The following is a 24,039-nucleotide window of genomic DNA, read 5'->3' as shown; positions in this document are numbered from 1 at the left end:
CTCGGCCGCCCATGGCGGCGACGGCGCATTCGACTATGATTCGCCAATGCGAATCAGGAACCGCGGATGCTGTTTTCCTCGCTGCGCACGCTGGTGAAGGTCGCCGTCGCTTCTTTGATCGTCGGCACCATCTTGTCGCATTTTGGCATCACCGCCGAAGCGCTGCTGCGCGAGGCCGGGGTCACCCCCGAGCGCGTCACCGAATACGGCCGGCGCGCCTGGGACTGGGCCGGGCCGAATCTCATGCTCGGCGCCCTGGTGATCGTGCCGGTCTGGTTCCTGGTCTTTCTGTTCCGGCCGCCCGGCGCAAAGAGCGAATGAGCTGCCTTTGCGCTGGACGATGACGCAAAGTCAGAGCGCCCTCAGCATTCCTGTCTTCGGATGGCAATTGCTGTATTCGAAAAACTGCTCGTCGGCCGACGCAACCGTGACCTCGTGATAAAGCCGCAGCTTCGCGGCCGGGCCCAGCTTCATCAGATAACGCATTGCCGCCCCGAAGATCGCGACGTGAGTCGGATGCGATTCCGACCAGCGTTCGAGTGCATCGAGGCTCCGCCACCAGCTCATACCGAAGGATTTTTCGAGCGGCCGCCCGTCACTCCCGATGACCGTCATGTAGCGGTTGGCAAAACAGCCGCAGGACAGACCGTCATCGCGCAGGAAGTTCATGCCGTCGCGCAGCGCCGGCTCGACATCCTCAAGATACATCCGCCGTTCGGCGTCGTCGGTGTCGGACCAGTCCTGCCCCGACCGGATCAGGCAGAGATTCTGGTGCGGCACGATCCGCACATGGCCGTTGCCGCCATTGGATTTCGGCGTGCCGGTCGCCGTCATCGCATCCGTTTGACTTAACGGGATGCGGTCGCGCATGCCGCCCCAATAGGCGTGCTCTCGCACCATATCGCTGAGGCCATCGGCAACGGCGGCGATCCCTTCCATCCGTCCGACCGACGAAAACAACGTCTCGTATCGGGCGATCGACGGCCGCAGGACTTCGGTGAAGAAGCCGAGCGGACCGGGCTTCGCTTCGCCGGCCCAGGCCGCACCATGCCCCGCGAACCACGCATCGAAGCGCGCAGGATCGTCCCAGTACGCAATGCTGACGACGGTCTCAAATCCAGCCTCGTCGGTATAGCGCGCACGGTCCCAGTGACCGGGCCCGTTCTCCGCGGCGAATGCCTTCGCGATCGCGGCGAGCGGTGCATCCGCCGCGGCTTCATCAGCCGCACGAAATTGCACCCCGAAATAGGCCATGACGACGCGCGCGACGCTGGGCTTGTGCCGCGCGACGAAAGCCGGATACGGCGGCGTGTAATCGTCGCCGTATCGGGTGTGGCGGGTGCGCGCGGTCTTCAGGTGATCGGGAATCGCCGATTCCATCAGGCCGCCTCCTCGCTTCCGTCCTTGACGAGCGTCAGGGCCTCGCCCCGCGCCGCACCGACCGCGGGCGCATCCGCGCCACCGCGCGCGACTTCGCTGCCCCCACGCCGACGCACCACAACGCGGTCGCCCGGCGTCTTGTCGAGGATGAGGCGGGTCACATCCGGCCTCGCATAGTGACCCGCCGGGTCCGCCGCCGCTTTTGCAAGTGCGATCATGCCGAGATCGATATCGGCATAGACGAGCCCTTCTTCGGTTTCCGGCAACGGCGCATGCATCAACTGACCGTCCGGCGCATAGATGGTGGCAAAGCCGCCGCCCTGCAGAAGGAGCCGCTTCTTCATGTCGTCGGTGCACAACATGTCGATCATCTCCTTGGAGACGACCGCGCAGGGGGCAATCGCAAAGCAGCCGCCCTCGACTGCATAGACACGCGTCGCAGCGTTGTTCACTTCCGGCCCGAGCGCATAGGCGCCGCCGCGATACAGCGAGAAACTCGGCCATGACGCGATATGCACCTGCTCATTCTGCGCATACATCGCGTATTTCGACAGCGGCTGCAGATGCTCCCAGCAGCATAAAGCGCCGACCCGTCCGAGTGGGGTCTCGAACACCGAAAGATCGGAGCCGTCACCCTCGCCGAACACGGTGCGCTCGACATGCGTCGGCTTCAGCTTGCGCCGCATCGCGATGGTTTCGCCGTCGGGGCCGATGATCCACTGACCCATATAGAGCGAGCCGCCCTGCTTCTCGCTGTGGCCCATCACCACCATGATGTTGTTGTCTTTCGCCGCTTTCGCGATGCGGTCGGCCTGCGGGGAGCCATAAACCAGCGAATTGTCGTGATAGCGCTGGACGAACTGCATGCCCCAGGCCGGCGAATCCAGCCAGATGAACCACGGATAGCCGGGAATAAAGGTCTCGGGAAATGCGATCAGCGACGCGCCATTCTTCGCGGCCTCCGTGATCAGCGCAACGCATTTGTCGACAGTCTTGTCGAGATCGAGAAAGACAGGAGCGGCCTGAACGGCGGCGGCCTTGAATTTCGGATGGGTGACGGGCATCGGCAATTCTCCTCCTCCGGACACGGCTTTTCGCCGCAGCTTCCGGTGAAGGGTAATCGCCGCGCAGGCGCCCGCGCTTGCTTGGCTCTCGCGCCGGACTTGACTGATCGTCGCATCGCCAAATTTTGCTTGATTTTTTGCATGGACAGCGTTGTGTGCGTTGATACGCTCCGTCCCATGCACAAGCTGTGGTCCACAGACACAGTGGAGGCGCGTCACCGGCTCTCCTATTGGGTCGAGGCGGTGTGCAATACCTATGTGCAGCTGGAATGCGACACGCCGCAGCCCGAGCGCACGTTTCGCGGCACGATCCAGGCCAATCAGCTTGCGACACTCGGCCTCTCCACGGTGACGGCCTCTGCGCAGCATGTCCGGCGGACGCCTGTGAAAATCGCCCGCGCCACCGAAGATTATTTCATCGTCAGCATCCAGACCAAAGGCCGCGGCAAGATCGTGCAGGACGGCCGCGTCGCCGAATTGTCGCCCGGCGATTTCGCGCTTTACGATTCAACGCGGCCTTACGAACTCATCTTTGACGAACCATTCCAGCAGCATGTGCTGCAATTACCGGGCGCTGTGCTGCGCGGACGGCTTCGTCAAACCGAGACGCTGACGGCGCGCAAGGTCTGCGGCGATCGCGGCGCCGGTCACCTGATGATCGGCATGATCAACACCCTCGCGGCCGACATCGACACGCTGGAGGTCGGGTCGGTCGCCGCCATAGCCGAAAGCGTGGAGAATATCCTGGTCGCCGGATTATGCTCGCTGCCGGGCGCCGCTGATCCCGCGATCTCGCAGATGACCGCCTATCACCGCGATCAGATCAAGGCTTTCGTGCTGCGTCACCTGCGCGATCCGCAATTGTCGGTGAACGCGATCGCGGCGCATCTGAAATTGTCGCCGAGCACGATCTATCGCGCCTTTGCGGGCGAGCCGATTTCGCTAAATGCCTGGATCTGGAATCAGCGGCTTGATGGCGCCAAGCGCGAGATCTGCGATCCGGCCCATGCCGGCCGCACCATCACCGAAATCGCCTTCGGCTGGGGCTTCAACGACGCGGCGCATTTCAGCCGGATGTTCCGCGCGCGCTTCGGATGCTCGGCACGGGACTTGCGCGCTTCCGTATCGGCGCCGTCCGGGTGAGCCGCTACAGCGGCGCGCCGCCCGCAGCGCCTTTCTCCGCGGCAGCGTAGCGCTTGGTCAGCAGCGAGGCCGTCACCACCACGATCGCGACGAAGGCAATCATCAGCGTCGAGATTGCGTTGATCTCCGGTTTCACGCCGAGCCGCACCTCCGAATAGATGCGGATGGGCAATGTCGTAGCGCCCGGGCCGGTGGTGAAACTCGCGATCACCAGGTCGTCGAGCGACAGCGTGAAGGCGAGCATGAATCCCGCGAGAAGCGCCGGCGCGATCAGCGGCAAAGTCACCGTCAGGAATGTCCTGAACGGCGGACAGCCGAGATCCATCGCGGCTTCCTCGAGGCTCCAGTCGAAGGCGATGAGCCGCGACTGCACGATCACCGTCACGAAGCACATGGTCAGCGTAGTATGCGCCAGCGTCGTGGTGATCATGCCGCGCCCGATATCGAGCGCGACGAACAAGAGCAGCAGCGCCAGCCCGATGATGACTTCCGGCATCACCATCGGCGCGAACACCATCGCCGAGAACGGCACGCGGCCGCGGAACCGCCCCATGCGCACCAGCGCGAGCGCGGCGAGCGTGCCGAGGATCGTCGCAAGCGTCGCCGACATGAAGGCGATGCGCAGCGACACCCAGGCCGCCTGCAGGATCGCAGCATCGTCAAGCAACGACCGATACCAGCGCAGCGACCAGCCGCCCCAGACCGCGACCAGCTTGGAGTCGTTGAACGAATAGATGACGAGGATCGCGATCGGCACATAAAGGAAGACGAGGCCGAACGTGACCGAGACGATGTTGAAGGGTGAGGTGCGGGTCATGATCGCCGCTCCGCACGCCTGTCATGGCCGGGCTTGACCCGGCCATCCATCGCTTTCACAAAATGTCCTGCCTTGATGGATGCGCGGGTCAAGCCCGCGCATGACCGGCTGAGAAAGCCGAGCACGTCGCGCATCCTCACCTCCGCTCCAGCGCCCGCGACTGCGCGGTCTGATAGAACACGATCGGAACGAGCAGGATGGCGAGCAGCACGGTGGCGAGCGCCGAAGCCACCGGCCAGTCCCTGTTGGAGAAGAATTCGTTCCACAAGGTCTGCCCGATGAACATCGCATCCGATCCGCCCAGGAGATCGGGCACGACGAATTCGCCGGTGATCGGAATAAAGCACAACAGCGAACCCGCAACGACGCCCGGCAACGCCAGCGGAAGCGTGACCAGCCAGAACGCCTTCCAGCGCGGACAGCCGAGATCGGCGGCGGCTTCCAGCAGCGTGTCGTCCATCCTCTCGAACGAGGCATAGAGCGGCAGCACCATGAAAGGCAGGTACGAATAGACCATGCCGATGAAGATTGCGGTGTCGGTGGCGAGCCAGGTGGCCGGCGTGTCGATGATGCCGAGCGCGAGCAGAACGTCATTGAGCAGACCGTCGCGCTGCAGGATGTTGATCCAGGCATAGATGCGGATCAGGAACGCGGTCCAGAACGGCAGGATGACGGCGATCACCAGCACCGGCTGCAGCCGCTGCGGACAGCGCGCCATGCCATAGGCGATAGGGATGCCGATCGCGAGCAGGATCAGGGTCGAGACAAATGCAAAGGTCAGGCTGCGCAGATAGGATGCGACGTAGAGCCAGTCGCCGAACAGGAACTTGAAGTTCTCGATCGAGAGCGCGCCGATGAAATCCTTCACGCCCTGCCAGCCGGCCGACAGATCGAGGACCGGGACATAGGGCGGCTGCGCCAGCGCGGACTGCGACACCGAGATGCGCAGCACGATCAGGAACGGCACCAGCAAGAAGACGAGCAGCCATGCATAGGGGACGGCGATCACGACCCGGCGATACCAGCGGTCGTAGGATGCAGGCTTGGCCATCGCTTCAGTCCTGCACCATGACGCCGGCCTCGGGGGCGAAGCGCAGGAACGCCTTGTCGCCACGATGCAGAAGCTCCGAGGCGTGGCGGTCCTTGTTCGCGACCGAAGCCTTGACGATGACGCCGTGCTCGTCGCGCACCTTGTAGACGGAGAGATCGCCGAGATAGGCGATGTCGGCAACGATGCCGTGCAGCTGGTTCTCGGACGTCGCAAACGGCTCGCGGGCGATGTCGATTTTTTCCGGGCGCACCGCGATCGACACCTTCTGGCCGTCGGCGAAACCTGCCTTTCGGCCAACGACCAGTGGTCCGACGCGCGTGTCGACGGAAGCAAGATCGCCCGAATGCCCGGTGATCGGTCCCTCGAACAGATTCACGTCGCCGATGAATTCGGCGACCCAGCGAGTCTTCGGCTCCTCGTAGATCTCCGCGGGTGTGCCAACCTGGATCAGCTTGCCCGCGTGCATCACGCCGAGCCGGTCCGCCATCGTCATCGCCTCTTCCTGATCGTGGGTGACGATGATGAAGGTCAGTCCGAGCCGCTGCTGCAGCGCCATTAATTCGAACTGGGTCTCGTCGCGCAGCTTCTTGTCGAGCGCGCCGAGCGGCTCATCCAGGAGGAAGACTTTCGGCGACTTGGCCAGAGCGCGAGCGAGCGCGACACGCTGCCGCTGCCCGCCGGACAATTGATGCGGCTTGCGATGGCCGAATTCCTCGAGCTTCACCAGCGCCAGCATGTCCTTCACGCGGGCGTCGATGGCGGCGCGCGTCCAGCCTTCCTGACGCAGCCCGAAGGCGACGTTTCCAGCCACCGTCAGGTGCGGGAACAGCGCATAGCTCTGGAACATCATGTTGACCGGCCGCTCATAGGGCGGAACGCCGACGATGTTCTCGCCGTCGAGCAGTACCCGGCCCTCGTTCGGCGTTTCGAATCCCGCGAGCATGCGGAGCAGCGTGGTTTTGCCGCACCCGGAAGGGCCGAGCAGCGCGAAAAACTCGCCCCTGCCGATGTCGAGGGACACCTTGTCCACTGCGGTGAAGGAACCGAACCGGCGGGTGACGCCATCAAAGCGCACCATCGGTGTCGTCGTCGCTTGAGGCCTGTCCGCGGGACGGGCCGGGTGGTCAGACATCATGAAATCCGAAGAAGGGCGAACGGCGGTCCCGTTCCGCGCCGCAAGCTAGTCGGCAACGGCCTCCGGCTCAAGATGCTCAGGCCGCGAGCCTGTGCGTCGGGAACAAGTCGGGCGACGCCAGCCCGGATTGCGGCGCGGCGAACGCGCCCGTCAACTCATCCAGGCCGGTTCGTTCGAATCGGCAATCACGTCCAGACCGGCGGCCGCCTTGCGCGGCGCAGGCCCGTAATAACTCCCGATCCTTACCATCTCACGCGGCTTCACGCGGATCGCCACGATCCGCTCGAAGATGGTCTTCGCCGACACCGGCTTGCAGATGAACTCGTTCACGCCAAGCCGCACCGCCTCGATCACCGTCTCGCGCTCCGGATTCGCCGTGAGCATGATGATCGGAACCGCCGGCACCGGAAAGGTCAGCGGCGAGCGAACGATGCGCATGAATTCCGCACCGTTGATGTCGGGCAGGTCCCAATCAAGAATGACGACGTCCGGATTGAGCGTGATGATCGATTCCAGTCCGGTCACGCCATCGGCGGCGTCGTAATAGGTGCGGATCCCGTTCGCCTGCAAAAGACTGCGGATCACCTTGCGCATGTAATAGTCGTCATCGACGATCAGGACGCGCGTGGACTGGACGAGCTCCTGAATTTTTTTCGAACGAAGTGTTTTCACGCCGGGCCGGTCTCTGCAGCATTTGAGCTTCTTTGTTACAGCATTTGCGGGTTTCGCCGGCTTGAACCCCGCCGTTACAATTTGAAATAAGGTTGCGGCGCGAGCGTCAGCGCTGGGTCAGCGTCCGGCTGACGGCATTGCGCCAGCCGCGCCATTTGCGCTCGCGCGTTGCCTCGTCCATGGCGGGCTCGAACCGCCGGTCGCGCCGCCAGCTTGCGGCAAAGCCGTCGAAATCGGGGTAAAGGTCCACGCCGCATCCGGCAAGATAGGCCGCACCCATGGCCGTCGTCTCCATGATCTCCGGCCGATCGACCGGGGCGTTCAGGATGTCGGCGATGAATTGCATCGCCATCGCGCTTGCCGCCATGCCGCCATCGACGCGCAGCACGGTGCCCGCGACCGCCGGCCAATCGGCATGCATCGCTTCGATCAGGTCCCGCGTCTGATAGCCGACCGCTTCGAGCGTCGCCCGTGCAAGCTCCGCGGCGCCGGAATTGCGCGTCAGTCCGAAGATCGCGCCCTGCGCTCCGGCATCCCAATAAGGCGCGCCGAGCCCGACAAAGGCCGGGACCAGATAGACCTGTTCGGCAGGGTCGCTGCGCGCGGCCAATGCATCGGTCTCCGAAGACGCCGCGATCAGCTTGAGGCCGTCGCGAAGCCATTGAACCGCCGCGCCGGCGACAAAGATCGCGCCCTCGAGCGCATAGGTCCGCTTGCCATCGATCTGGTAGGCGATGGTGCTGAGAAGCCGGTTGCGGGACTGCACGGCGCGGTCGCCGGTATTGAGAAGAGCAAAGCCGCCGGTCCCGTAAGTCGATTTCATCATGCCCGGGGTGAAGCAGGCCTGGCCGATCGTCGCCGCCTGCTGATCGCCGGCGACGCCGCGAATCGGGATCGGCGCCCCGAACAATTCGGTCGAGCCGAAATCTGCGATGCAGTCCTTCACTTCGGGCAGCAATTCCAGCGGCACGCGAAACAGGTCCGCGAGATCGGCGTCCCACTGGCCGTTGTGAATGTCGAAGAGGAGCGTGCGCGCCGCATTGGTGGCATCGGTCGCATGGACGCGTCCGCCGGTCAGACGGAACAGCAGATAGCTGTCGATGGTGCCGAAGGCGAGTTGCCCGGCTTCCGCAGCCTCGCGCGCGCCGGGGCAATGGTCGAGCAGCCATGCTATCTTGGTGGCCGAAAAATACGGATCGAGCACAAGGCCGGTCCTCGCCGCGATCTCCGCCTCATGGCCTCCGGCGCGCAACGCCGCGCAGGTCTCTTCGGTCCGGCGATCCTGCCAGACGATGGCATTGTGGATCGGCTTGCCTGTCACGCGATCCCAGATCACGGTCGTTTCGCGCTGGTTGGTGATGCCGATCGCCGCGATGTCGCGCGCGCCGAGGCCGGCCTGTGCCAACGCGTCCTGTGCAGTCGCCACGACGCTCGACCAGATATCCTGCGGATCGTGCTCGACCTCGCCTGGGGTTGGATAGATCTGGCGGAATTCCTGCTGCGCAGTGGCGACCGGATGCATCGCTTCGTCAAAGACGATGGCGCGTGTCGAGGTGGTCCCCTGGTCGATCGCGAGGATCGCCATCACTTCACGAGCCTCAGCGCCGGCAGCGGCACCATGAAGCGTTGCAATGCGGCGCGTTCGATCTCGGTGAGGCGCAATCCGAGCTTGCTACGCCGCCACAACACGTCGTCGGCATCGACGGCGAATTCTTTCGTCATCAGGTAGCGAACTTCGGCCTCGGTCAGATCCGCGCCGAACCTCGTCCCGAGTGCGTCATAGCTGTCCGCTTTCCCGAGAACCTCGCCGATCCGCGTGCCATAGGCGCGCACCAGCCGCACCGCGTGGTCCTCTTCGAGGAACGGCCACGTGCGGCGCGCCTGCGCCACCTGCGCCTCGACGCCGTTATAGGGAAAATTGCCGCCCGGCAGCGGGACGCGCGCGGTCCATGGCTGGTTCGGCGGAAAAAATTCGGCGAGCTTCTTCATCGCCGCTTCCGCAAGCTTGCGATAGGTCGTGATCTTGCCGCCATAGATCGTCAGCACCGGCGCATGGCCGTAATGCTTGTCGAGCGCCAGATGATAGTCGCGCGTGACATTCTCCGGCCGCTTCGACCCGTCATCGTAAAGCGAACGCACGCCGGCAAAGGCATAGACGATGTCGTCCGGCGCCACCGCGGTCCGGAAGTAGCGCGTCGCGGTCTCGCACAGATAGGCGATTTCGGCCCCCGACGGCCCAACGCCGGCCGGATCGCCCTGGAAATTCTCGTCGGTCGTCCCGATCAGCGTGTAGTCGCGCTCATAAGGCAGCGCGAACACGACGCGGCGATCGGGGTTCTGGAAAATGTAGCCGGTGTCGTGCTCGAACAATTTGCGCACGACGATATGGCTACCCTTGACGAGACGGACCCGCGGCGGTCCGGGCATCCGGATCACGGTTTCCGCGACCGGACCGACCCAGGGTCCGGCGGCATTGACGAGGACGCGCGCTGTGACCACCTCGCGCCGGCCGCGCTCGTTGAGGATCAGCCGCCATTCCTCGCCGCGTTCGGCACGCACGCATTTCGTCCGCGTGCGGATCGAGGCGCCGCGCTCGGCCGCATCGACGGCGTTGAGCACGACGAGGCGCGCATCGTCGACCGTGCAATCGGAATACAGAAAGCCGAATTGATAGGACCGCTTCAGCGGGATGCCGAGCGGATCGTGGGTGAGGTCCACCATCTGCGTCGGCGGCAGGATCTTGCGGCCGCCGAGATGATCATAGAGGAACAGGCCGAGCCGCAGCAGCAGCGACGAGCGCAGCTTCGGCTCCGGCGGAAGCAGGAACCGCAGCGGCCGGATGATGTGCGGCGCATTGCGCAGCAGCACCTCGCGTTCCTTGAGCGCTTCACGCACGAGAAGGAAGGCGCCATGCTCGAGATAGCGCAGCCCGCCGTGAATGAGCTTGGTCGACGCCGACGACGTGCCCGAGGCGAGATCGGTCTGTTCGACCAGGAGCACCCGCAGCCCGCGGCCGGCGGCATCGCGCGCGATGCCCGCGCCGTTGATGCCGCCGCCGATGATGGCGAGGTCGAAGTCGGCCATACTACCGCTGCCCGTCCCGTCGAAGGACACAAGCATGACGTGGCGGAACAGAGTCGCCAAGAGCTCGCCAGCGGCGGTCTCGCAAAACGGCCGCAAATTCCTTATATCTGAGGCCAGCTCCTGCTGCCCCATCGCAGGGGCTTTGACGGATCTGCGATGCCCGCCCCGCGTCTTCTTGTTATCGAGGGAAACACCGCCGACGGCCGCGCCCTTCTCAAGGCAGCCGGCGGCGATGCGCCGAGCGAAGGCTACGCCAATCTACTGCGCGAATTCCTGCCGCAAGCGACCATCGACATCTGCTACCCCGCCGATCCCGGCGCCAACCTCCCGGACAGCCTGGGACTGGAAGCCTATGACGGCGTTGTGATCACCGGCTCGGCTTTGCACGTCTATGACCGCGGGCCCCATATCGACCCCCAGATCGAACTGACCCGCGCGGTCTTCGAATCCTCGACCCCGTTATTCGGAAGCTGCTGGGGGCTGCAGGTCATCACCACGGCGGCCGGCGGCAGCGTGCGCCGCAATCCCAAGGGTCGCGAAATCGGTTTCGGGCGGCGCATCCGCCTGACGTCGGCGGGCCGCGGTCATCCGGTCTTCGCCGGCAAGGACGAAGTCTTTGACGCGGTGACCATCCATCTCGACGAGGTCGAAACGCTCGCCCCGAATATGCAGGTGCTGGCGCTGAACGCTTTTTCTGCGGTGCAGGCGGCCGAAGTGAAGGTCAATGGCTGCACGGCCTGGGGCGTGCAATATCATCCGGAATATTCCCTCGCCGACATCGCCGCGAGCTTCCGCAGGCACGGCAAACGCCTGATCGAAGAAAAATTCTTCAACGATCATGACGAGCTCAACGACTATGCCGGCAATGTCGCGGTGCTGCACGATTCGCCGCACAACAAGCCGCTGGCGTGGCGGCTCGGTCTCGACGCCACGGTTCTCGACAAGAACATCCGCACGCGCGAGGTCCGCAACTGGATTCACCACCAGGTGCTGCCGACCCGCAGCAAGCGCGGCAGGGAGTAGCGCTTGGATTTCCGCGACCGCCATGTTGTCGTGACCGGCGGGACCGGAGCGCTTGGAGCCGCGGTCACGAGCGCGCTGCTGGATCGCGGCGCGGTTTGCCACATCCCGGTCCACGGGTCCGGCCCACCGCAGGACTTCGCCTTCGCATCGAACGAGCGGGTGCGGCTTTATCCCTCCATTGACCTCTCCGATCAGGATCAGACCGACGCCTTCTACGCCAGGGTCGGCCCGCTCTGGGCATCGATCCATCTGGCCGGCGGCTTTGCGGCAAGGAAGCTGAAGAACAGCGGCAAAGCCGATCTGATGAAGCAGCTCGACACCAATGTCGTGAGCTGCTTCCTGTGTTGCCGCGCCGCGCTGAAAGCGTTCGGCACGGACGGCGGCCGGATCGTTAATGTCGCGGCGCGTCCGGCGCTCGAACCGCGGAGCGGCGCCGGCATGACCGCCTATACGATCGGCAAGGCGGGCGTCGCCGCGCTGACCATGGCGCTGGCGGAAGAAGTCGCCGGCGACGGGGTTCTCGTCAATGCGGTGGCGCCGTCCGTCATGGATACGGCGGCCAACCGCAAAGCCATGCCGAAAGCCGACCATGCCCTCTGGCCGAAAGTTGAACAGGTGGCCGCGACCATCCTTTTCCTTGCGTCCCCTGAAAACACAGTCACGCGAGGGGCAATCGTACCGGTTTACGGCCGCTCGTAAGAACCGGCGCGACCTATTATGATCGCCCGCCTCTGTCCCGCCCGCGCGCCGTGGAATGTCGGCGCCGAATTTGATCCCTGGAGAGCCTGTATGAACGTGCTGAGCCTGATGTCGCGCACCGCAATGGTGTCCTGTCTCTCTGCGGTGATGGCGATGAGCGCCGCGCTGGCGCAACCGGCCCAGAAGCCGTTCGAGCCCACCGTCGGTCAGGACGGCAAGGACGTGATCTGGGTGCCGACGCCGCAGGCGCTGGTCGACAAGATGCTCGACATGGCCAGGGTTACAGCCGCCGATAAGCTGGTGGACCTCGGCTCCGGCGACGGCCGCACCGTGATCACCGCCGCCAAGCGTGGCGCCACCGCCCGCGGCATCGAATACAATCCGAAGATGGTCGAGCTGTCGAAATACAATGCAGAGAAGGAAGGCGTTGCCGGCAAGGCCACCTTCGAGAATGCCGACATCTTCAAGACCGACTTCTCCAACGCCGATGTCGTAACGTTGTTTCTGCTCACCAGCCTCAATGCCAAGCTGCGGCCGACCATTCTCGACATGAAGCCCGGCACGCGCGTGGTCTCGAACACCTTCGACATGGGCGAGTGGAAGGCCGACGAGGAAGCCATCGTGACAGAAGGCTGTCAGTCCTATTGCAAGGCGTATTTCTGGATCGTTCCGGCAAAGGTCGATGGCACCTGGAATACCGACAAGGGTGAACTGAGCCTGAAGCAGACCTTCCAGAATTTCACCGGCACCCTGAAGAACGGCAACGTGATCACGCCGGTGACCGGCGGCAAGCTGAAGGGCAACGACATCAGCTTCACCGCTGGCGGCGTTGAATATACCGGCAAGGTCAATGGCTCGACGATCGAGGGCACGACGAAATCCGGCGACAAGTGGCAGGCCAAGCGCGGCGCGTGATCGCGGACCGCGACGGAGACGATGCAGATGACGTTCATGACAAGGGCCGCGCGCGTCGCGGCTGTTTCCTCCATGGCCGCTGCGCTGACGCTGAACATGGCGCTGGCGCAACCGGCCGAGAAGCCGTTCGAACCGGTCGTCGGTCAACAGGGCAAGGACGTGGTGTGGGTGCCCACACCACAGGCTCTCGTCGACCGGATGCTCGACATGGCGAAGCTGACGCCGGGCGATATCCACTTCGATCTCGGATCGGGTGACGGACGCACGGTCATCACCGCGGCCAAGCGCGGCGCCACGGCGACGGGCGTGGAATTCAACCCGAAGATGGTCGAACTGTCGCGCGCCAATGCCGAGAAGGAAGGCGTGAGCGGAAAGGCGACCTTCGTCGAAGGCGACATCTTCCAGACCGATTTTTCCAAGGCCACGGTCATCACGCTGTTCCTGCTGCCGGATCTCAATCTGCGGCTGCGTCCGACCATCCTCGACATGAAGCCGGGCACCCGCGTCGTCTCGAACTCATTCTCGATGGGCGACTGGAAGCCCGACGAGGAAGCGACCGTCACGGAGGATTGCCGGGGCTATTGCCGCGCGATGCTCTGGATCGTGCCGGCCAAGGTCGAAGGCGGCTGGACGCTCGATCGTGGACCGTCGACGGACGTGCTTTCGCTGAAGCAGGAGTTCCAGAACGTCACCGGGACCATCGTCAACGGCAACGTCATCACTCCCGTGACCGGCGGCAAGCTGAAGGGTGACGAGATCTCGTTTGTCGCGGGAGGCGTGACCTATACCGGCAAGGTCGCCGGCGACATTATGGCGGGGACCACGCAGTCCGGCGAAACCTGGCAGGCCAAGCGCACGGACCCTACGCCAGCGCCCACGCGAAAGACCGAGGCGCCCGCCGCGGTACCGCAAACTCCCGGCATCGAGACCTCGGCGCCCCCGGCTGCGGCCCCTGCGCCCGCCCCCAAGCCGGCGAAAGCGGCGGAAGCCAATGACGAGAAGCCGCCCTTCGTCCCCGAGGTCAGCCAGGACGGCAAGGACGTCGTGTGGTGGCCGACCGCGAACACCCTCGTCAACAAGATGCTCGATCTTGCCAAGCTGACGCCGAAGGATCGCCTGATCGACCTTGGCTCCGGAGACGGGCGCACGGTGATCACCGCGGCGAAGCGCGGCTCGAATGCGCTCGGCATCGAGTACAATCCGAAGATGGTCGAGCTGTCCCAGTTCAATGCCAAGAAGGCCGGCGTCACCGACAAAGCGAGGTTCCGGCAGGGCGACATCTTCCGCACCAATTTCTCGAATGCGGATGTGCTCACGCTGTTCCTGCTTCCCGAACTCAACGAGCGGCTGCGCCCGACCATCCTGCGCATGAAGCCGGGCACGCGCATCGTCTCGAACACTTTCGAGATGGGAGACTGGGAGCCCGATCAGGTCGCCGAAGTCGAGGAAGATTGCCAGACCTATTGCAAGGCGCTGCTCTGGATCGTGCCGGCCCGGGTTGATGGCCGCTGGCGCATGGGGCGAGACACTGTCGCTCTCAAGCAGAAATTCCAGACCTTCAGCGGCACCATCCAGCGCGGCAAGACCGTGGTGCCGATCAAGGACGGTCGCCTGAACGGCAACACGATCACCTTCACTGCCGGCGGAACCGAATATACCGGCACGGTGAACGGCCGCGTCATCAGCGGCGTGACCAAGTCCGGTCAGAAATGGAATGCACGGCGCGCGTGAGCAGCGAGCGCGCCTGCGCGAGACGCAGGGCATGATCGCGCCTCGATTTGCCAGGGTCGCGGCCGCGCTCTTCGTCTTTGCGTTTTTGATGCAGCACCCGGCATTGGCGGAGCCCGCGACGGCGCCCGCCAAGCCGCTGGTCGGCCAGCAGGGCAAGGACGCGATCTGGGTGCCGACGCCGAACGCGCTGATCGAGCTGATGCTCGATCTCGCCAAGGTCACGCCACAGGACAGGGTCGTCGATCTCGGCTCGGGCGACGGCCGTGCGGTGATCGCGGCGGCAAAGCGCGGCGCCACCGCTCGCGGCATCGAGTATGACGCCAACCTCGTCGCGCTTTCCAAGGCCAGCGCCGAGCGCGAGGGCGTGAGCGACAAGGCGCGCTTTGAGCGCGCCGACATGTTCGCGACCGACTTCTCCGACGCGAGCGTCGTGGTGCTGTTCCTGTTGCCCGACCTGAACCTCAAGCTGCGTCCATCCATCCTCAGGATGAAGCCGGGCACGCGGGTGGTTTCGAATACCTTCGAGATGGGCGGCTGGCTGCCCGACAAGAGCGCGAGCCTCCGCGAGGAATGCGACTTCTTCTTCTGCAAGGCGTTGTTGTGGATCGTCCCTGCCCGAATCGACGGCGCGTGGGTGCTGGAGACTGGGGACCTTGCCGGAACATTGTCATTCAAGCAGGAGTTTCAAACCTTCACAGGCGCGCTTACAAATGGCGACACGGTGACGCCAGTCACCGACGGGAAACTGACCGGCGACAGCCTTGGCTTTTCCGCGGGTGGAACGGCATTCGCAGGCCGGGTCCGCGGCGATATGATCGAGGGCACAACCTTGTCCGGTGCGGTATGGAAGGCGAAGCGCGCCAACTGAGCGCAACAAGAAAGCGCAATGAGGAGACGGCAATGTATTCAATGAAGACCTCCGTCCGTGGCGTCGCGGGCTCCTGCGTGACCGCAGCGCTTGCGATCAATTGCGCGTTCGCGCAGCCGGCGCCCTCCTTCGAGCCGAAGGTCGGGCAGCGCGGCAAGGACGTGGTCTGGGTCCCCACCAACCAGCAACTCGTCGACAAGATGCTCGACTTGGCCAAGGTGACTGCGAACGATCACGTGATCGATCTCGGCTCCGGCGACGGCCGCACCGTGATCACCGCGGCGAAACGCGGCGCCACCGCGCAAGGCATCGAGTACAATCCGGACATGGTCGAATTGTCGAAACGGAACGCCGAGAAGGAAGGCGTCACCGGAAAGGCCAGCTTCGAGAAGGCCGATATCTTCGAAAGCGATTTCTCGAAGGCGACCGTGATCACGATGTTCCTGTTGCCCTCGCTGAATATCAAGCTCCGCCCCAAGATCCTCGACATGAAGCCGGGCACCCGGATCGTCTCGAATTCGTTCGACATGGGCGACTGGCGCGCGGATGAAACAGCCTCGCTCAACGGCGAGGTCTGCACCTCGCATTGCACGGCGTATTTCTGGATCGTGCCCGCCAAGGTGCAGGGCACGTGGAAGACGCCGCAGGGCGAGCTCACGCTCGAACAGACCTACCAGGATGTGAAGGGCGTGCTGAAGGACGGCAACGTCATCACGCCGGTCAAGGACGGCAAGCTCACCGGCGACCAGATCGCCTTCACGGCCGGCGCAACGCGCTATACCGGCACCGTGACCGACAAGGCGATCACCGGCAAGGCCAATACCGGCGGCAAGGAAGCGGACTGGACGGCGACGCGCTAGAGCGTCGCCGCTCCTTCGGTTGAATCCAGCCGCCTCGGTGTGAGCCACCTCACATACCGATCCGCACAGGCCCGTCCACAGTCTCCATCGCAGAACCCTGCGATGGAGAGACCACCATGGACCGCCTCGCGTTTACGCTGCACGGCCAGCCGCCAGCCGAATCCGCCAATGAGAAGAGCGAAAGCGAAATCGCGAGCCAGCTGAGACGGCAGGAGGGCGACTCGCTGCGCCGAGCCATCCCGCTGCTCGCAATCTGGATGGTCTTTTACGCGATGCTGATCATCGGCGCCCTGACCGGCATCGGCCTGAGGGCGCAATAGCCCAGCTCCTGTCGGCCTGCCTGTCGGCTCCGGAGGCGGCGCAGCACAATCGTCGATTGAGTGTCGGGCGCGCACACGCCTCCGGTGGCGGGGTCCCTGACACCAGACCGGTATCATCGTATTCGGATCAGTCCTGGTTTAGGGCTTAGTAAAGCACGCTCGCTGCAGCGTGACTTTCCAAAAGCAGCGGCCATGCTAGCGTCGTGCGAGCTGTCACATTCGCACATCGCCGCCAATGCCAATTGCGCCCCTGTCGCCGCACGAAGCGCAAATCGCGGAAAAGCTGGCGTTCTTTCGAAATCATCCGATTTTCGGCATTCTGGGACAGGACCTCATCACGCAATTGCGCGCGCACGCGCGTGTGCGAAATGTCGAGCGCGGAACGACGGTGTTCGCCAAGGGCGATCCGGGGTCGAGCCTGTTCGCCATCCTCGAAGGTCAGGTGAAGGTGATTTCGTTTTCGGAACACGGAAAATACGCCGTGTTCAACATCCTGACAGCCGGCGACATCTTCGGCGAGATCGCACTTCTGGACGGCGGCGAACGCACCGCCGACGTGATCGCGATCACCGATTGCAAGCTTCTGGTCATCGAGCGGCGGGATTTCATGCCGCTCCTGAACACCCGGCCGGAAGTCGCGCAAAAGCTGATCGAGATGCTGTGCAAGCGGCTGCGCAACACCAGTCGTCAGGTCGAGGAAGTGATGTTTCTCGATCTGTCGGCAAAGCTCGCGCGCACGCTGCTGCGGCTGGGCAATGGAGGACGCGAGCCGCGTATCGCGCTGACGCAGAGCGAAGTCGCCCAACTGATCGGAGCCTCGCGCGAAAGCACCAACAAGCAGCTGCGCGACTGGGAGAATCTCAAATGGATTCGCCTCGAGCGCGGCGAGATTGTGCTGATCGACACGGCTTCTCTCGAGACCGCAGCGGCGGGGCAGACCTGAAGCGCATTCAGCTTTTGCAGGCGCAGCCTTTTACTATTGCACCCGCTTTTCTCTCGCTGTCATCGCCCGCGAAAGCGGGCGATCCAGTAAACACAACTGCTTCAAGTGTTTACTGGATGCCCCGCCTTCGCGGGGCATGACCAGAAATGCGCGATGCGAGTTCACCTCGACCGAAATCGCTTGAGATCCGCCTCTCGCCATGTGATCGCGTCCTCATATGCGCTTCGCATCCTCTTTCATCCGCGCTACCAGACCACCAGCCCGCATTCGACCGGCTCCGCAAAGCACGGATTGAGGACGTTGCCCTTGACGTAGGCGGTGACGCTGTGTCCGTGCACAACGTTGTGTGTGCGGATATGTGTGCCGGCCTTCGGTGCGTATGTCGCAACGAGCGGATCGGATTCGAAAGCCGCCGCGGCGGCGATGAGGCCGGCGACGAGCGTAGTCAGACAAATGGCCCGGATCATGTTCAGCCTCCTTGTCATCGGATGACGACTTTTCAGCTGATTGAGACCTAGGCGCTGGGGCGGCGCTGTTATGTGAGTGCCGTCACACTCAAGACCCTTCGCCGTCACATGGGCGTGAAGGCGAACCGGTTGTCAGGGCTGCGGCGGCCAATACCCCACATCTTCCGGATAGCTATCCACTCCTTCTGGCCATTGATTGAGCCATTCGCGCGCGACCGCGCGGCCTTCGGTGCGCAATTCCTCGATCCGGCGCCGGCTGCGGTCGAATTTGGTCGAATATCGCAACCTGGCTGCGGTTTCAGCGGTCATCTTGATCGTGCGGATGGTGACCGGTTCGTAAACCTCTCCAAAGAATCCCGGAGCATCTCCGGCTTTGCGATTGAGCCGGCGGTTCTCGTATTTCAGCAGCATGTTCATATGCGCGATGAAATCCAGCTCCTTGTTCAGCGCCAGATTGCCCATCAATTCGTTCTGGCGGTCCTCGATCTCGGCATGCGATTGCGGCTCATATTTCATCTGCTGCGGATTGATCCGGATCACCCAGATCTCGTTCGGCATGCTGCCCTTGTTCACGTCCTCCCAGAATTCGCGGATCGGCGGGTTGAGCGAATAGAGGCCGTCCCAATAGCAACGTCCGTCGATCTGTTCGCCCTGACGCAGCTCCGGCAACGAGCCCGAGGCAGCAATGCCATTCAGCGACAGCTTCAGCCGCTTGCGCCAGATGGGCTCGGGAATCTCGACCTTGCCGCGCCGATGGAACTGATTGTCGTTAGACATATGACTTTGTGAATCGAACACGGCCTCGATTCCGTTCAGGACATCCGTTGCACCGACCAGAAGCCGCGTGTTGAGATCGTCCCATTGGATGCCGTCGAATTCCGGGCACGCCTCCTTCAGCAAGGTTTCGAGATCAAAATATTCCCGCCGCACGCCGAGGAGGGGCAGCGCGGCCGTCACCGCCTGGGTGATCGCACCGCGCGGGTTGAGCCTGAACACGGGCGCGGCCAGTCCGAGCCGCGGCGCTTCGATTTCGCGGAACTTGTAGGCCGAGTAGGTCGCAAGATTCAGCAGCTTCTCGGGCGTGTTGTCGGCGGCGAAGATTTTCCAGAAGTCAGTGAGCCTTTTGGAGGCTTCGCGCGGTGAACCGGTCTTTCCGTTCTTTTTGGCAAGGCCGTACCAGACCATCAACGCGCAGAGCGCGCCGGCGGATGTCCCGCTGATGCCGATCAGATCGAACCGCTTGCGTTCGAGATCGGCGAGAATTTCGGTGAGAACGCCGACCGCGAACGCTGCATGAATGCCGCCGCCCTGACAGGCGATCGCCACGCGCTTCAGATCGGATGCACCGGACTGACCTTCAGCTTGGCTTTCCGCGTCGCTGCCCATGGGCCCTCTCCGCGCGCTCACGCCGTGAGGTATCATAGCATGTGCCACGGCGCTTGGAACGCGTCAGCGCATGCAGATTCGCCATAAGCGAGAGGTTCGCAAAGTCATTCGGACGGCAAAAATTTTGCGCCGTGCTTTTGCCTGCATTTGACAGAAATGAGCCATTCGTGATGGGAGCCTGACGCATCGATACTGGACGGAACTGTCCGGCATTTCGTACTGTTCGCTGTCGTGGCCACGCGGTTGGCCAGCGAGTTGCGACCATGCGGCAGATAGAAGACTGGCTTGGCACGCTCGGTCTTTCAGAGTACGCGCAAAAATTCGCTGACAATGCGGTCGACCTGTCGGTGCTGCGTGATCTCACCGAACAGGATTTGCGGGATCTTGGCGTTCTCCTCGGCCATCGCCGCAAGATGATGCGCGCGATCGCCGAATTGAATGGCGGCGTACAAGCCTCATACGATGCGCCGGCGATCCTGCCGGGCGGCGCCGAACGCCGCCACCTGACCGTGATGATTGGCGACCTGGTCGGCTCGACGGCATTGTCGTCGCGCCTTGATCCTGAAGACTTAAGCGCGGTGATGGATGCCTATCACGGGGTCTGCGCGCGCATCGTGCTGGCACATGATGGCTTCATCGCGGATTTCCGCGGCGACGGCATCCTCGCCTATTTCGGATATCCGCGCGCGCACGAAGACGATGCCGAGCGAACGGTGCGCGCGGCGCTGGACATTGCCGAAGCCGTGCAGCGTCTCGCGACGCCGGCCCCCGAACCGCTCGCTGTCCGCATCGGCATCGCAAGCGGATTGGTTCTCGTCGGTGACAGCAATCTCGCCGGCACGCTGTGGCACAATGGCGTGGTCGGCGACACGCCCAACCTCGCCGCACGCCTTCAGGCGCTCGCCAAGCCCGGCAGCGTTGTCATCTCGACGTCGACGCGGCGCCTGCTCGGCGACCTGTTCCGCCTTCGCAATATGGGGCGGCGCAAGGTCAAGGGATTCACTGAGCCGGTCGGCGCCTGGCTGGTCGAAGGATTGTCGGATTCCGAAAGCCGCTTCGAAGCCGTCCGCGAAACGCAGTTGACCGATCTGATCGGCCGTGAACAGGAGATCGACTTCCTGCTCGAACGTCAGCAGTTGGCCGCGAATGGCGACGGACAGATCGTGCTGATTTCCGGTGAGCCGGGGATCGGCAAATCGCGGCTTGCGGCGGCCTTTGCGGACCGCATCGCCGACATGCCGCACACGCGCATGCGTTACCAATGCTCGCCGAACCACATCAGCAGTGCGCTGCATCCCGTCATCCTTCAATTGCAGCGCGCGGCGAGCTTCAAGGCCGACGACACGCCCGAGCTGCGACTGGAGAAACTGGAACAGGTCCTTGCCATTGACCCCTCCACTTTCCCCAAGATCGTGCCGCTTTTTGCCCAGCTGCTGTCGGTGCCGATCGGCACGCGCTACCCGCCGGTTCACCTGAGCCCGACGCAGCAGCGCCGTCAGACGCTTGCGGGGCTGCTCGATGAATTCGAAGCGCTGGCACGACAGCGGCCGCTGACGGTGCTGTTCGAGGACGTGCATTGGGCCGACGCAACGACGCTGGAGTTGCTCGACCTGACCGTGGAGCGCATCCGTCAGCTTCCGGTCATAGGCATATTCACCTTCCGTCCCGAATTCGAGCCGCCATGGGCCGGGCTGCCGCATGTCAACATGTTGCAGCTCGGCCGGCTCGATCGCGAAGCCGTGGAGACCATGGTGACACAGGTCACCGGCGGCCGCATGCTGCCGGCCGAGGTGATGCGGCAGATTGTCGAGAAGACCGACGGCAATCCGCTATTCGTCGAGGAGCTCACCAAGGCGGTTCTGGAATCCGGCATCCTTGTCGGCGACACCGATGCCTACAGCCTCGCGGGTCCGCTGCCGCCGCTCGCCATTCCCGATACGCTGCAGGCGTCGCTGATGTCACGGCTCGACGGTCTGGCCGCGGTGAAGGAGATTGGCCAGATCGGTGCGGTGATCGGGCGGGACTTTTCGTTCTCGCTCCTCAGCGCAGTGGTCGGACGTGATTCGGCGGCTCTTTCGGACTCGCTCGCCCAGCTCGAAAATGCCGAATTGCTGATCCGTCACGGCCGCCCGCCCGAAGCCGTCTACACGTTCAAGCATGCGCTGGTGCGCGATGCCGCCTACGAAAGCTTGCTGAAGAGCCGGCGCCACCAGCTCCACGCACAGATCGCGCATGTCCTCGAAGAGAAGTTCGGCGACGTCGCGGCCGGTCAGCCCGAAATCGTTGCCCACCATTTCACGGAGGCGGGCCTCGCCGACCGCGCCGTGCGCTATTGGCTGCAGGCGGGCCAGCAGGCAGTGCGGCGCTCGGCGAATGCCGAGGCGCTCAATCATCTCCGTCGCGGACTGGAACTCGTGCCCTTGATCCAGGATGCCGCGCTCCGAAACAAGCTCGAAATGCAGCTACAGACCACGCTCGGCAACGCGCTGCGCGCGACCAGGGGCTGGAGCATCGACGGGGTGAAGGAGGCCTATACCCGCGCCTTCGAACTCGGCAAGGAGAGCGGGCTCGACGAGCACACCTTGCCCGCGGCCTTCGGCCTGTGGACCTGGAATTTCGTGCGGACCGAGCTTGGCGAGGCGCAGGCGATCGCCGATCTCCTGCTCGAATCCGCAATGCGCGCGTGCGACCCGGTGCTGCAGGTGCTGGCCCACGAGGCGCTTGGCTTCACCCTGTTCGCCCATGGCGGACTCTTGGCGGCGCATGCTCATCTCGAACAAAGCATCGCGCTGTGCGAGGATGACAAGGAGGCGGCCTATCTTCAATTGTCGGCGCAGGATCCGCGCGTGCATGTGCGTCTCTACGACGGCATGACCCTGTGGCTGCTCGGCTATCCCGACCGCGGGCTCGCGCTGTGCGAGGAGGCGCGCCGTTATGCGGACCGCTCGCGTCACCCCTTCACGCAGGCGATGGCGCGGACCATCGGCCTTCGCATCCATCAGCTGCGCGGCGATCCCGCCACCGTGGCGCGCGACGCGACCGCGGCGGTCGAGCTTTGCGAAACGCATGACTTCGGTCATTACCTCGCGATGGCGCTGTTGTTGCGCGGCTGGGCGATGGCGCAGCAAGGCGGCTTCGAAGCCGGCCTCGCCGAGATGCGAAGCGGCCTTGCGATGGGACGCGGCACCGGCGCCCGCCTTTATGATTCCTATTCGCTCGCGCTCCTTGCGGAGTCCTGCATCAGGAACGAGCGCTGCGATCTCGCGCTGGATTTCCTGCATCAGGCCAGAGCGATGATCGCCGAGAAACTGTCCGGCCGCTTCTACGAAGCCGAGATACACCGGCTGCTCGGGACGGTCGCGCTAAAATCCGGGACCAGCGCGGAGGAGGCCGAATGGCATTTCCGCAACGGGCTCGACGTCGCGCGCCAGCAACAGGCGAAGTCGCTCGAACTAAGACTCGCGATGAGCCTCCACGATCTCGGAATGGCCTGCGGTGACCGCAACCGGTATCGCGGCGATCTCGAAGCGATCGCCGGCTGGTTCAGCGAGGGTCACGATACCGCGGATCTCACGCAGGCGAGGTCGCTGCTCAGGGCGGCGTAATGGTGCAGTAGCGGCCGCTCTTTCGTTGTCATCGCCCCGCGCTCTCCAGCTGTCCTCGCCCGCTCTCCAGCTATCATCGCCCGCTCTCCAGCTATCATCGCCCGCTCGCCAGCTGTCATCGCCCGCGAAAGCGGGCGATCCAGTCAGCACAAATGCTTCAAGAGTTGACTGGATGCCCCGCTTTCGCGGGGCATGACAAGTAACGGGCGATGCAGCCGAAATCGCCTCAACCCTTCTCACTCATCCGAGCGCGGCGTCGACGAAATCCCGGTTGATGGTGTCGAGGATATAGTCCTGATCGTCCACCATCAGGAAATGCGAGCCTTCGCGCACATGATTGGTGAAGCGGCTGCGCGTCAGCGCGCCCCAGGCCGCGGAATCGCTTGCGGAGACCCAGGGGTCCGACGCGCCGACAAAGCTTGCGATTGGAAACCGGAACGGCGGCGCCGGGCGATACCGATAATTGAACGCCATGCCGAATTCGGCGCGGATCGCAGGCAACAGCAGCTTTCTCAGTTTCGGGATCGCCAGCATCCGGTCCGCTTCAGGCGTGTCGAACTGCCGAACGATTTCGGCGAAGAGATCATCCTTCTGCTCGTAGGGCTCGGCGTGAATGTCGAAGTCCTGATGAAGCATCATGCGATAGGCGAGGTTGTCCTCGAATCGGCCGCGCCGTCGCAACAGATGCGGCGGCCTTATCCCGCAGGCAAAGGCGTGTTTGACGAAATGCGCGCAGGAGTCCGGCAGCTCGCGCAGCGTGGCGTACATCGTCAGCCCGCCGAGACAATGGCCGAAGAAAGCCGAGGGCCGGTCGAGCCATCCGGTCAGTTCGGGCATCAGGCGCTCGACGAATGTATCGAGATCTTCGACCGCGGG

At 63.7% G+C, this 24,039-nt stretch carries 23 protein-coding genes; 11 read left to right on the top strand and 12 right to left on the bottom strand.

All coding sequences use genetic code 11. From position 1 onward, the window contains the following. The first annotated feature begins 66 nt into the window (after window positions 1-66). Entirely contained in the window at window positions 67-321 is a 255-nt protein-coding gene (locus VN004_RS16855) for a DUF6460 domain-containing protein (RefSeq protein WP_325612433.1), read from the top strand. A 30-nt stretch (window positions 322-351) separates the two neighbouring features. On the opposite strand, the gene VN004_RS16850 is transcribed toward VN004_RS16855, so the two are convergent. Together VN004_RS16850 and VN004_RS16845 are read right to left on the bottom strand one after the other, a co-directional pair. Further along, window positions 352-1,380 carry a phenylacetaldoxime dehydratase family protein gene (locus VN004_RS16850; RefSeq protein WP_325612431.1) on the bottom strand — a complete coding sequence of 343 codons (1,029 nt, stop codon included), beginning with the start codon at window positions 1,378-1,380 and terminating at the stop codon, window positions 352-354. Further along, complete coding sequence (locus tag VN004_RS16845) at window positions 1,380-2,444, bottom strand: carbon-nitrogen hydrolase family protein (RefSeq protein ID WP_325612428.1); 1,065 nt, start codon at window positions 2,442-2,444, stop codon at window positions 1,380-1,382. The genes VN004_RS16850 and VN004_RS16845 overlap by 1 nt, the downstream gene beginning before the upstream one ends. 177 nt (window positions 2,445-2,621) lie before the next feature. Between VN004_RS16845 and VN004_RS16840 the strand changes: the two genes are divergently transcribed. Further along, complete coding sequence (locus VN004_RS16840; protein ID WP_325612425.1) at window positions 2,622-3,587, top strand: helix-turn-helix domain-containing protein; 966 nt, start codon at window positions 2,622-2,624, stop codon at window positions 3,585-3,587. Between the two features lie 4 nt (window positions 3,588-3,591). Here VN004_RS16840 and VN004_RS16835 read toward each other — a convergent pair whose 3' ends face one another. The 7 genes from VN004_RS16835 to VN004_RS16805 all read right to left on the bottom strand — a co-directional run bounded on the left by VN004_RS16835 (window position 3,592) and on the right by VN004_RS16805 (window position 10,346). Next, a complete protein-coding gene (locus VN004_RS16835; RefSeq protein ID WP_325612422.1) occupies window positions 3,592-4,404 on the bottom strand; it encodes an ABC transporter permease in 813 nt (270 codons plus the stop codon). Beyond that, the gene (locus tag VN004_RS16830) at window positions 4,401-4,538 is read right to left on the bottom strand and encodes a hypothetical protein (protein WP_325612420.1); all 138 of its coding nucleotides are present in this window, start codon (window positions 4,536-4,538) and stop codon (window positions 4,401-4,403) included. Before VN004_RS16830 ends, VN004_RS16835 begins: the two co-directional genes overlap by 4 nt. Window positions 4,539-4,540: 2 nt before the next feature. Further along, the gene (locus VN004_RS16825; protein ID WP_325612417.1) at window positions 4,541-5,455 is read right to left on the bottom strand and encodes an ABC transporter permease; all 915 of its coding nucleotides are present in this window, start codon (window positions 5,453-5,455) and stop codon (window positions 4,541-4,543) included. A 4-nt stretch (window positions 5,456-5,459) separates the two neighbouring features. Next, window positions 5,460-6,590 carry an ABC transporter ATP-binding protein gene (locus VN004_RS16820; protein WP_414710338.1) on the bottom strand — a complete coding sequence of 377 codons (1,131 nt, stop codon included), beginning with the start codon at window positions 6,588-6,590 and terminating at the stop codon, window positions 5,460-5,462. Window positions 6,591-6,740: 150 nt separating this feature from the next. Next, a complete protein-coding gene (locus VN004_RS16815; protein WP_325612415.1) occupies window positions 6,741-7,262 on the bottom strand; it encodes a response regulator in 522 nt (173 codons plus the stop codon). A 106-nt stretch (window positions 7,263-7,368) separates the two neighbouring features. Then, entirely contained in the window at window positions 7,369-8,847 is a 1,479-nt protein-coding gene (gene glpK, locus VN004_RS16810; protein WP_325612413.1) for a glycerol kinase GlpK, read from the bottom strand. Continuing rightward, complete coding sequence (locus VN004_RS16805; protein WP_325612411.1) at window positions 8,847-10,346, bottom strand: glycerol-3-phosphate dehydrogenase; 1,500 nt, start codon at window positions 10,344-10,346, stop codon at window positions 8,847-8,849. Before VN004_RS16805 ends, glpK begins: the two co-directional genes overlap by 1 nt. Before the next feature lie 156 nt (window positions 10,347-10,502). Here VN004_RS16805 and VN004_RS16800 point away from each other — a divergent pair, with 156 nt between their 5' ends. From VN004_RS16800 to VN004_RS16765, 8 genes are all read left to right on the top strand, one after another. After that, complete coding sequence (locus VN004_RS16800) at window positions 10,503-11,369, top strand: type 1 glutamine amidotransferase (RefSeq protein ID WP_325612409.1); 867 nt, start codon at window positions 10,503-10,505, stop codon at window positions 11,367-11,369. A 3-nt stretch (window positions 11,370-11,372) separates the two neighbouring features. Beyond that, window positions 11,373-12,068 (top strand): SDR family NAD(P)-dependent oxidoreductase, encoded by a 696-nt coding sequence (locus VN004_RS16795; protein WP_325612407.1) that lies wholly within the window; start codon window positions 11,373-11,375, stop codon window positions 12,066-12,068. 90 nt (window positions 12,069-12,158) lie between these two features. Then, window positions 12,159-12,983, top strand: a complete 825-nt coding sequence (locus tag VN004_RS16790) for a class I SAM-dependent methyltransferase (protein WP_325612404.1) — start codon at window positions 12,159-12,161, stop codon at window positions 12,981-12,983. Window positions 12,984-13,010: 27 nt separating this feature from the next. Further along, window positions 13,011-14,714, top strand: coding sequence for a class I SAM-dependent methyltransferase (locus VN004_RS16785; RefSeq protein ID WP_325612402.1), 1,704 nt, complete (start codon window positions 13,011-13,013; stop codon window positions 14,712-14,714). Window positions 14,715-14,745: 31 nt separating this feature from the next. Next, a complete protein-coding gene (locus VN004_RS16780) occupies window positions 14,746-15,582 on the top strand; it encodes a class I SAM-dependent methyltransferase (RefSeq protein WP_325612398.1) in 837 nt (278 codons plus the stop codon). A gap of 32 nt (window positions 15,583-15,614) precedes the next feature. Next, window positions 15,615-16,442, top strand: a complete 828-nt coding sequence (locus VN004_RS16775; protein WP_325612395.1) for a class I SAM-dependent methyltransferase — start codon at window positions 15,615-15,617, stop codon at window positions 16,440-16,442. Window positions 16,443-16,558: 116 nt separating this feature from the next. After that, on the top strand, window positions 16,559-16,762 hold the full coding sequence (locus VN004_RS16770; protein WP_325612390.1) for a hypothetical protein: 204 nt from the start codon (window positions 16,559-16,561) through the stop codon (window positions 16,760-16,762). 235 nt (window positions 16,763-16,997) lie between these two features. Next, window positions 16,998-17,705 (top strand): Crp/Fnr family transcriptional regulator, encoded by a 708-nt coding sequence (locus VN004_RS16765; RefSeq protein WP_325612388.1) that lies wholly within the window; start codon window positions 16,998-17,000, stop codon window positions 17,703-17,705. Between the two features lie 245 nt (window positions 17,706-17,950). Here the strand turns inward: VN004_RS16765 and VN004_RS16760 are convergent, their stop codons facing one another. Together VN004_RS16760 and VN004_RS16755 are read right to left on the bottom strand one after the other, a co-directional pair. Continuing rightward, entirely contained in the window at window positions 17,951-18,172 is a 222-nt protein-coding gene (locus tag VN004_RS16760; RefSeq protein WP_325612387.1) for a hypothetical protein, read from the bottom strand. A gap of 132 nt (window positions 18,173-18,304) precedes the next feature. Beyond that, window positions 18,305-19,558, bottom strand: coding sequence for a patatin-like phospholipase family protein (locus VN004_RS16755; protein WP_325612385.1), 1,254 nt, complete (start codon window positions 19,556-19,558; stop codon window positions 18,305-18,307). Window positions 19,559-19,821: 263 nt separating this feature from the next. Here VN004_RS16755 and VN004_RS16750 point away from each other — a divergent pair, with 263 nt between their 5' ends. Continuing rightward, the gene (locus VN004_RS16750) at window positions 19,822-23,163 is read left to right on the top strand and encodes an adenylate/guanylate cyclase domain-containing protein (protein ID WP_325612383.1); all 3,342 of its coding nucleotides are present in this window, start codon (window positions 19,822-19,824) and stop codon (window positions 23,161-23,163) included. Window positions 23,164-23,403: 240 nt separating this feature from the next. On the opposite strand, the gene VN004_RS16745 is transcribed toward VN004_RS16750, so the two are convergent. Next, window positions 23,404-24,039, bottom strand: a 636-nt coding sequence (locus tag VN004_RS16745) for a thioesterase II family protein (protein WP_325612381.1), incomplete at its 5' end; no start/stop codon positions are given.

The sequence above is a fragment of the Pseudorhodoplanes sp. genome, assembly GCF_035565855.1.
Classification (GTDB): domain Bacteria; phylum Pseudomonadota; class Alphaproteobacteria; order Rhizobiales; family Xanthobacteraceae; genus Pseudorhodoplanes.
The sequence above is the reverse complement of the archived record's forward strand: the minus strand, read 5'-3'. Positions and strand labels throughout refer to the sequence as shown.

What these genes read in the sequence shown, in the direction of transcription:
- VN004_RS16855 (WP_325612433.1), top strand. Translation starts at nt 67, where the DNA reads ATGCTGTTTTCCTCGCTGCGCACGCTGGTGAAGGTCGCCGTCGCTTCT.
- VN004_RS16850 (WP_325612431.1), bottom strand. Translation starts at nt 1,380, where the DNA reads ATGGAATCGGCGATTCCCGATCACCTGAAGACCGCGCGCACCCGCCAC.
- VN004_RS16845 (WP_325612428.1), bottom strand. Translation starts at nt 2,444, where the DNA reads ATGCCCGTCACCCATCCGAAATTCAAGGCCGCCGCCGTTCAGGCCGCT.
- VN004_RS16840 (WP_325612425.1), top strand. Translation starts at nt 2,622, where the DNA reads ATGCACAAGCTGTGGTCCACAGACACAGTGGAGGCGCGTCACCGGCTC.
- VN004_RS16835 (WP_325612422.1), bottom strand. Translation starts at nt 4,404, where the DNA reads ATGACCCGCACCTCACCCTTCAACATCGTCTCGGTCACGTTCGGCCTC.
- VN004_RS16830 (WP_325612420.1), bottom strand. Translation starts at nt 4,538, where the DNA reads ATGCGCGACGTGCTCGGCTTTCTCAGCCGGTCATGCGCGGGCTTGACC.
- VN004_RS16825 (WP_325612417.1), bottom strand. Translation starts at nt 5,455, where the DNA reads ATGGCCAAGCCTGCATCCTACGACCGCTGGTATCGCCGGGTCGTGATC.
- VN004_RS16820 (WP_414710338.1), bottom strand. Translation starts at nt 6,590, where the DNA reads ATGATGTCTGACCACCCGGCCCGTCCCGCGGACAGGCCTCAAGCGACG.
- glpK (WP_325612413.1), bottom strand. Translation starts at nt 8,847, where the DNA reads ATGGCGATCCTCGCGATCGACCAGGGGACCACCTCGACACGCGCCATC.
- VN004_RS16805 (WP_325612411.1), bottom strand. Translation starts at nt 10,346, where the DNA reads ATGGCCGACTTCGACCTCGCCATCATCGGCGGCGGCATCAACGGCGCG.
- VN004_RS16800 (WP_325612409.1), top strand. Translation starts at nt 10,503, where the DNA reads ATGCCCGCCCCGCGTCTTCTTGTTATCGAGGGAAACACCGCCGACGGC.
- VN004_RS16790 (WP_325612404.1), top strand. Translation starts at nt 12,159, where the DNA reads ATGAACGTGCTGAGCCTGATGTCGCGCACCGCAATGGTGTCCTGTCTC.
- VN004_RS16785 (WP_325612402.1), top strand. Translation starts at nt 13,011, where the DNA reads ATGACGTTCATGACAAGGGCCGCGCGCGTCGCGGCTGTTTCCTCCATG.
- VN004_RS16780 (WP_325612398.1), top strand. Translation starts at nt 14,746, where the DNA reads ATGATCGCGCCTCGATTTGCCAGGGTCGCGGCCGCGCTCTTCGTCTTT.
- VN004_RS16775 (WP_325612395.1), top strand. Translation starts at nt 15,615, where the DNA reads ATGTATTCAATGAAGACCTCCGTCCGTGGCGTCGCGGGCTCCTGCGTG.
- VN004_RS16770 (WP_325612390.1), top strand. Translation starts at nt 16,559, where the DNA reads ATGGACCGCCTCGCGTTTACGCTGCACGGCCAGCCGCCAGCCGAATCC.
- VN004_RS16765 (WP_325612388.1), top strand. Translation starts at nt 16,998, where the DNA reads ATGCCAATTGCGCCCCTGTCGCCGCACGAAGCGCAAATCGCGGAAAAG.
- VN004_RS16760 (WP_325612387.1), bottom strand. Translation starts at nt 18,172, where the DNA reads ATGATCCGGGCCATTTGTCTGACTACGCTCGTCGCCGGCCTCATCGCC.
- VN004_RS16755 (WP_325612385.1), bottom strand. Translation starts at nt 19,558, where the DNA reads ATGGGCAGCGACGCGGAAAGCCAAGCTGAAGGTCAGTCCGGTGCATCC.
- VN004_RS16750 (WP_325612383.1), top strand. Translation starts at nt 19,822, where the DNA reads ATGCGGCAGATAGAAGACTGGCTTGGCACGCTCGGTCTTTCAGAGTAC.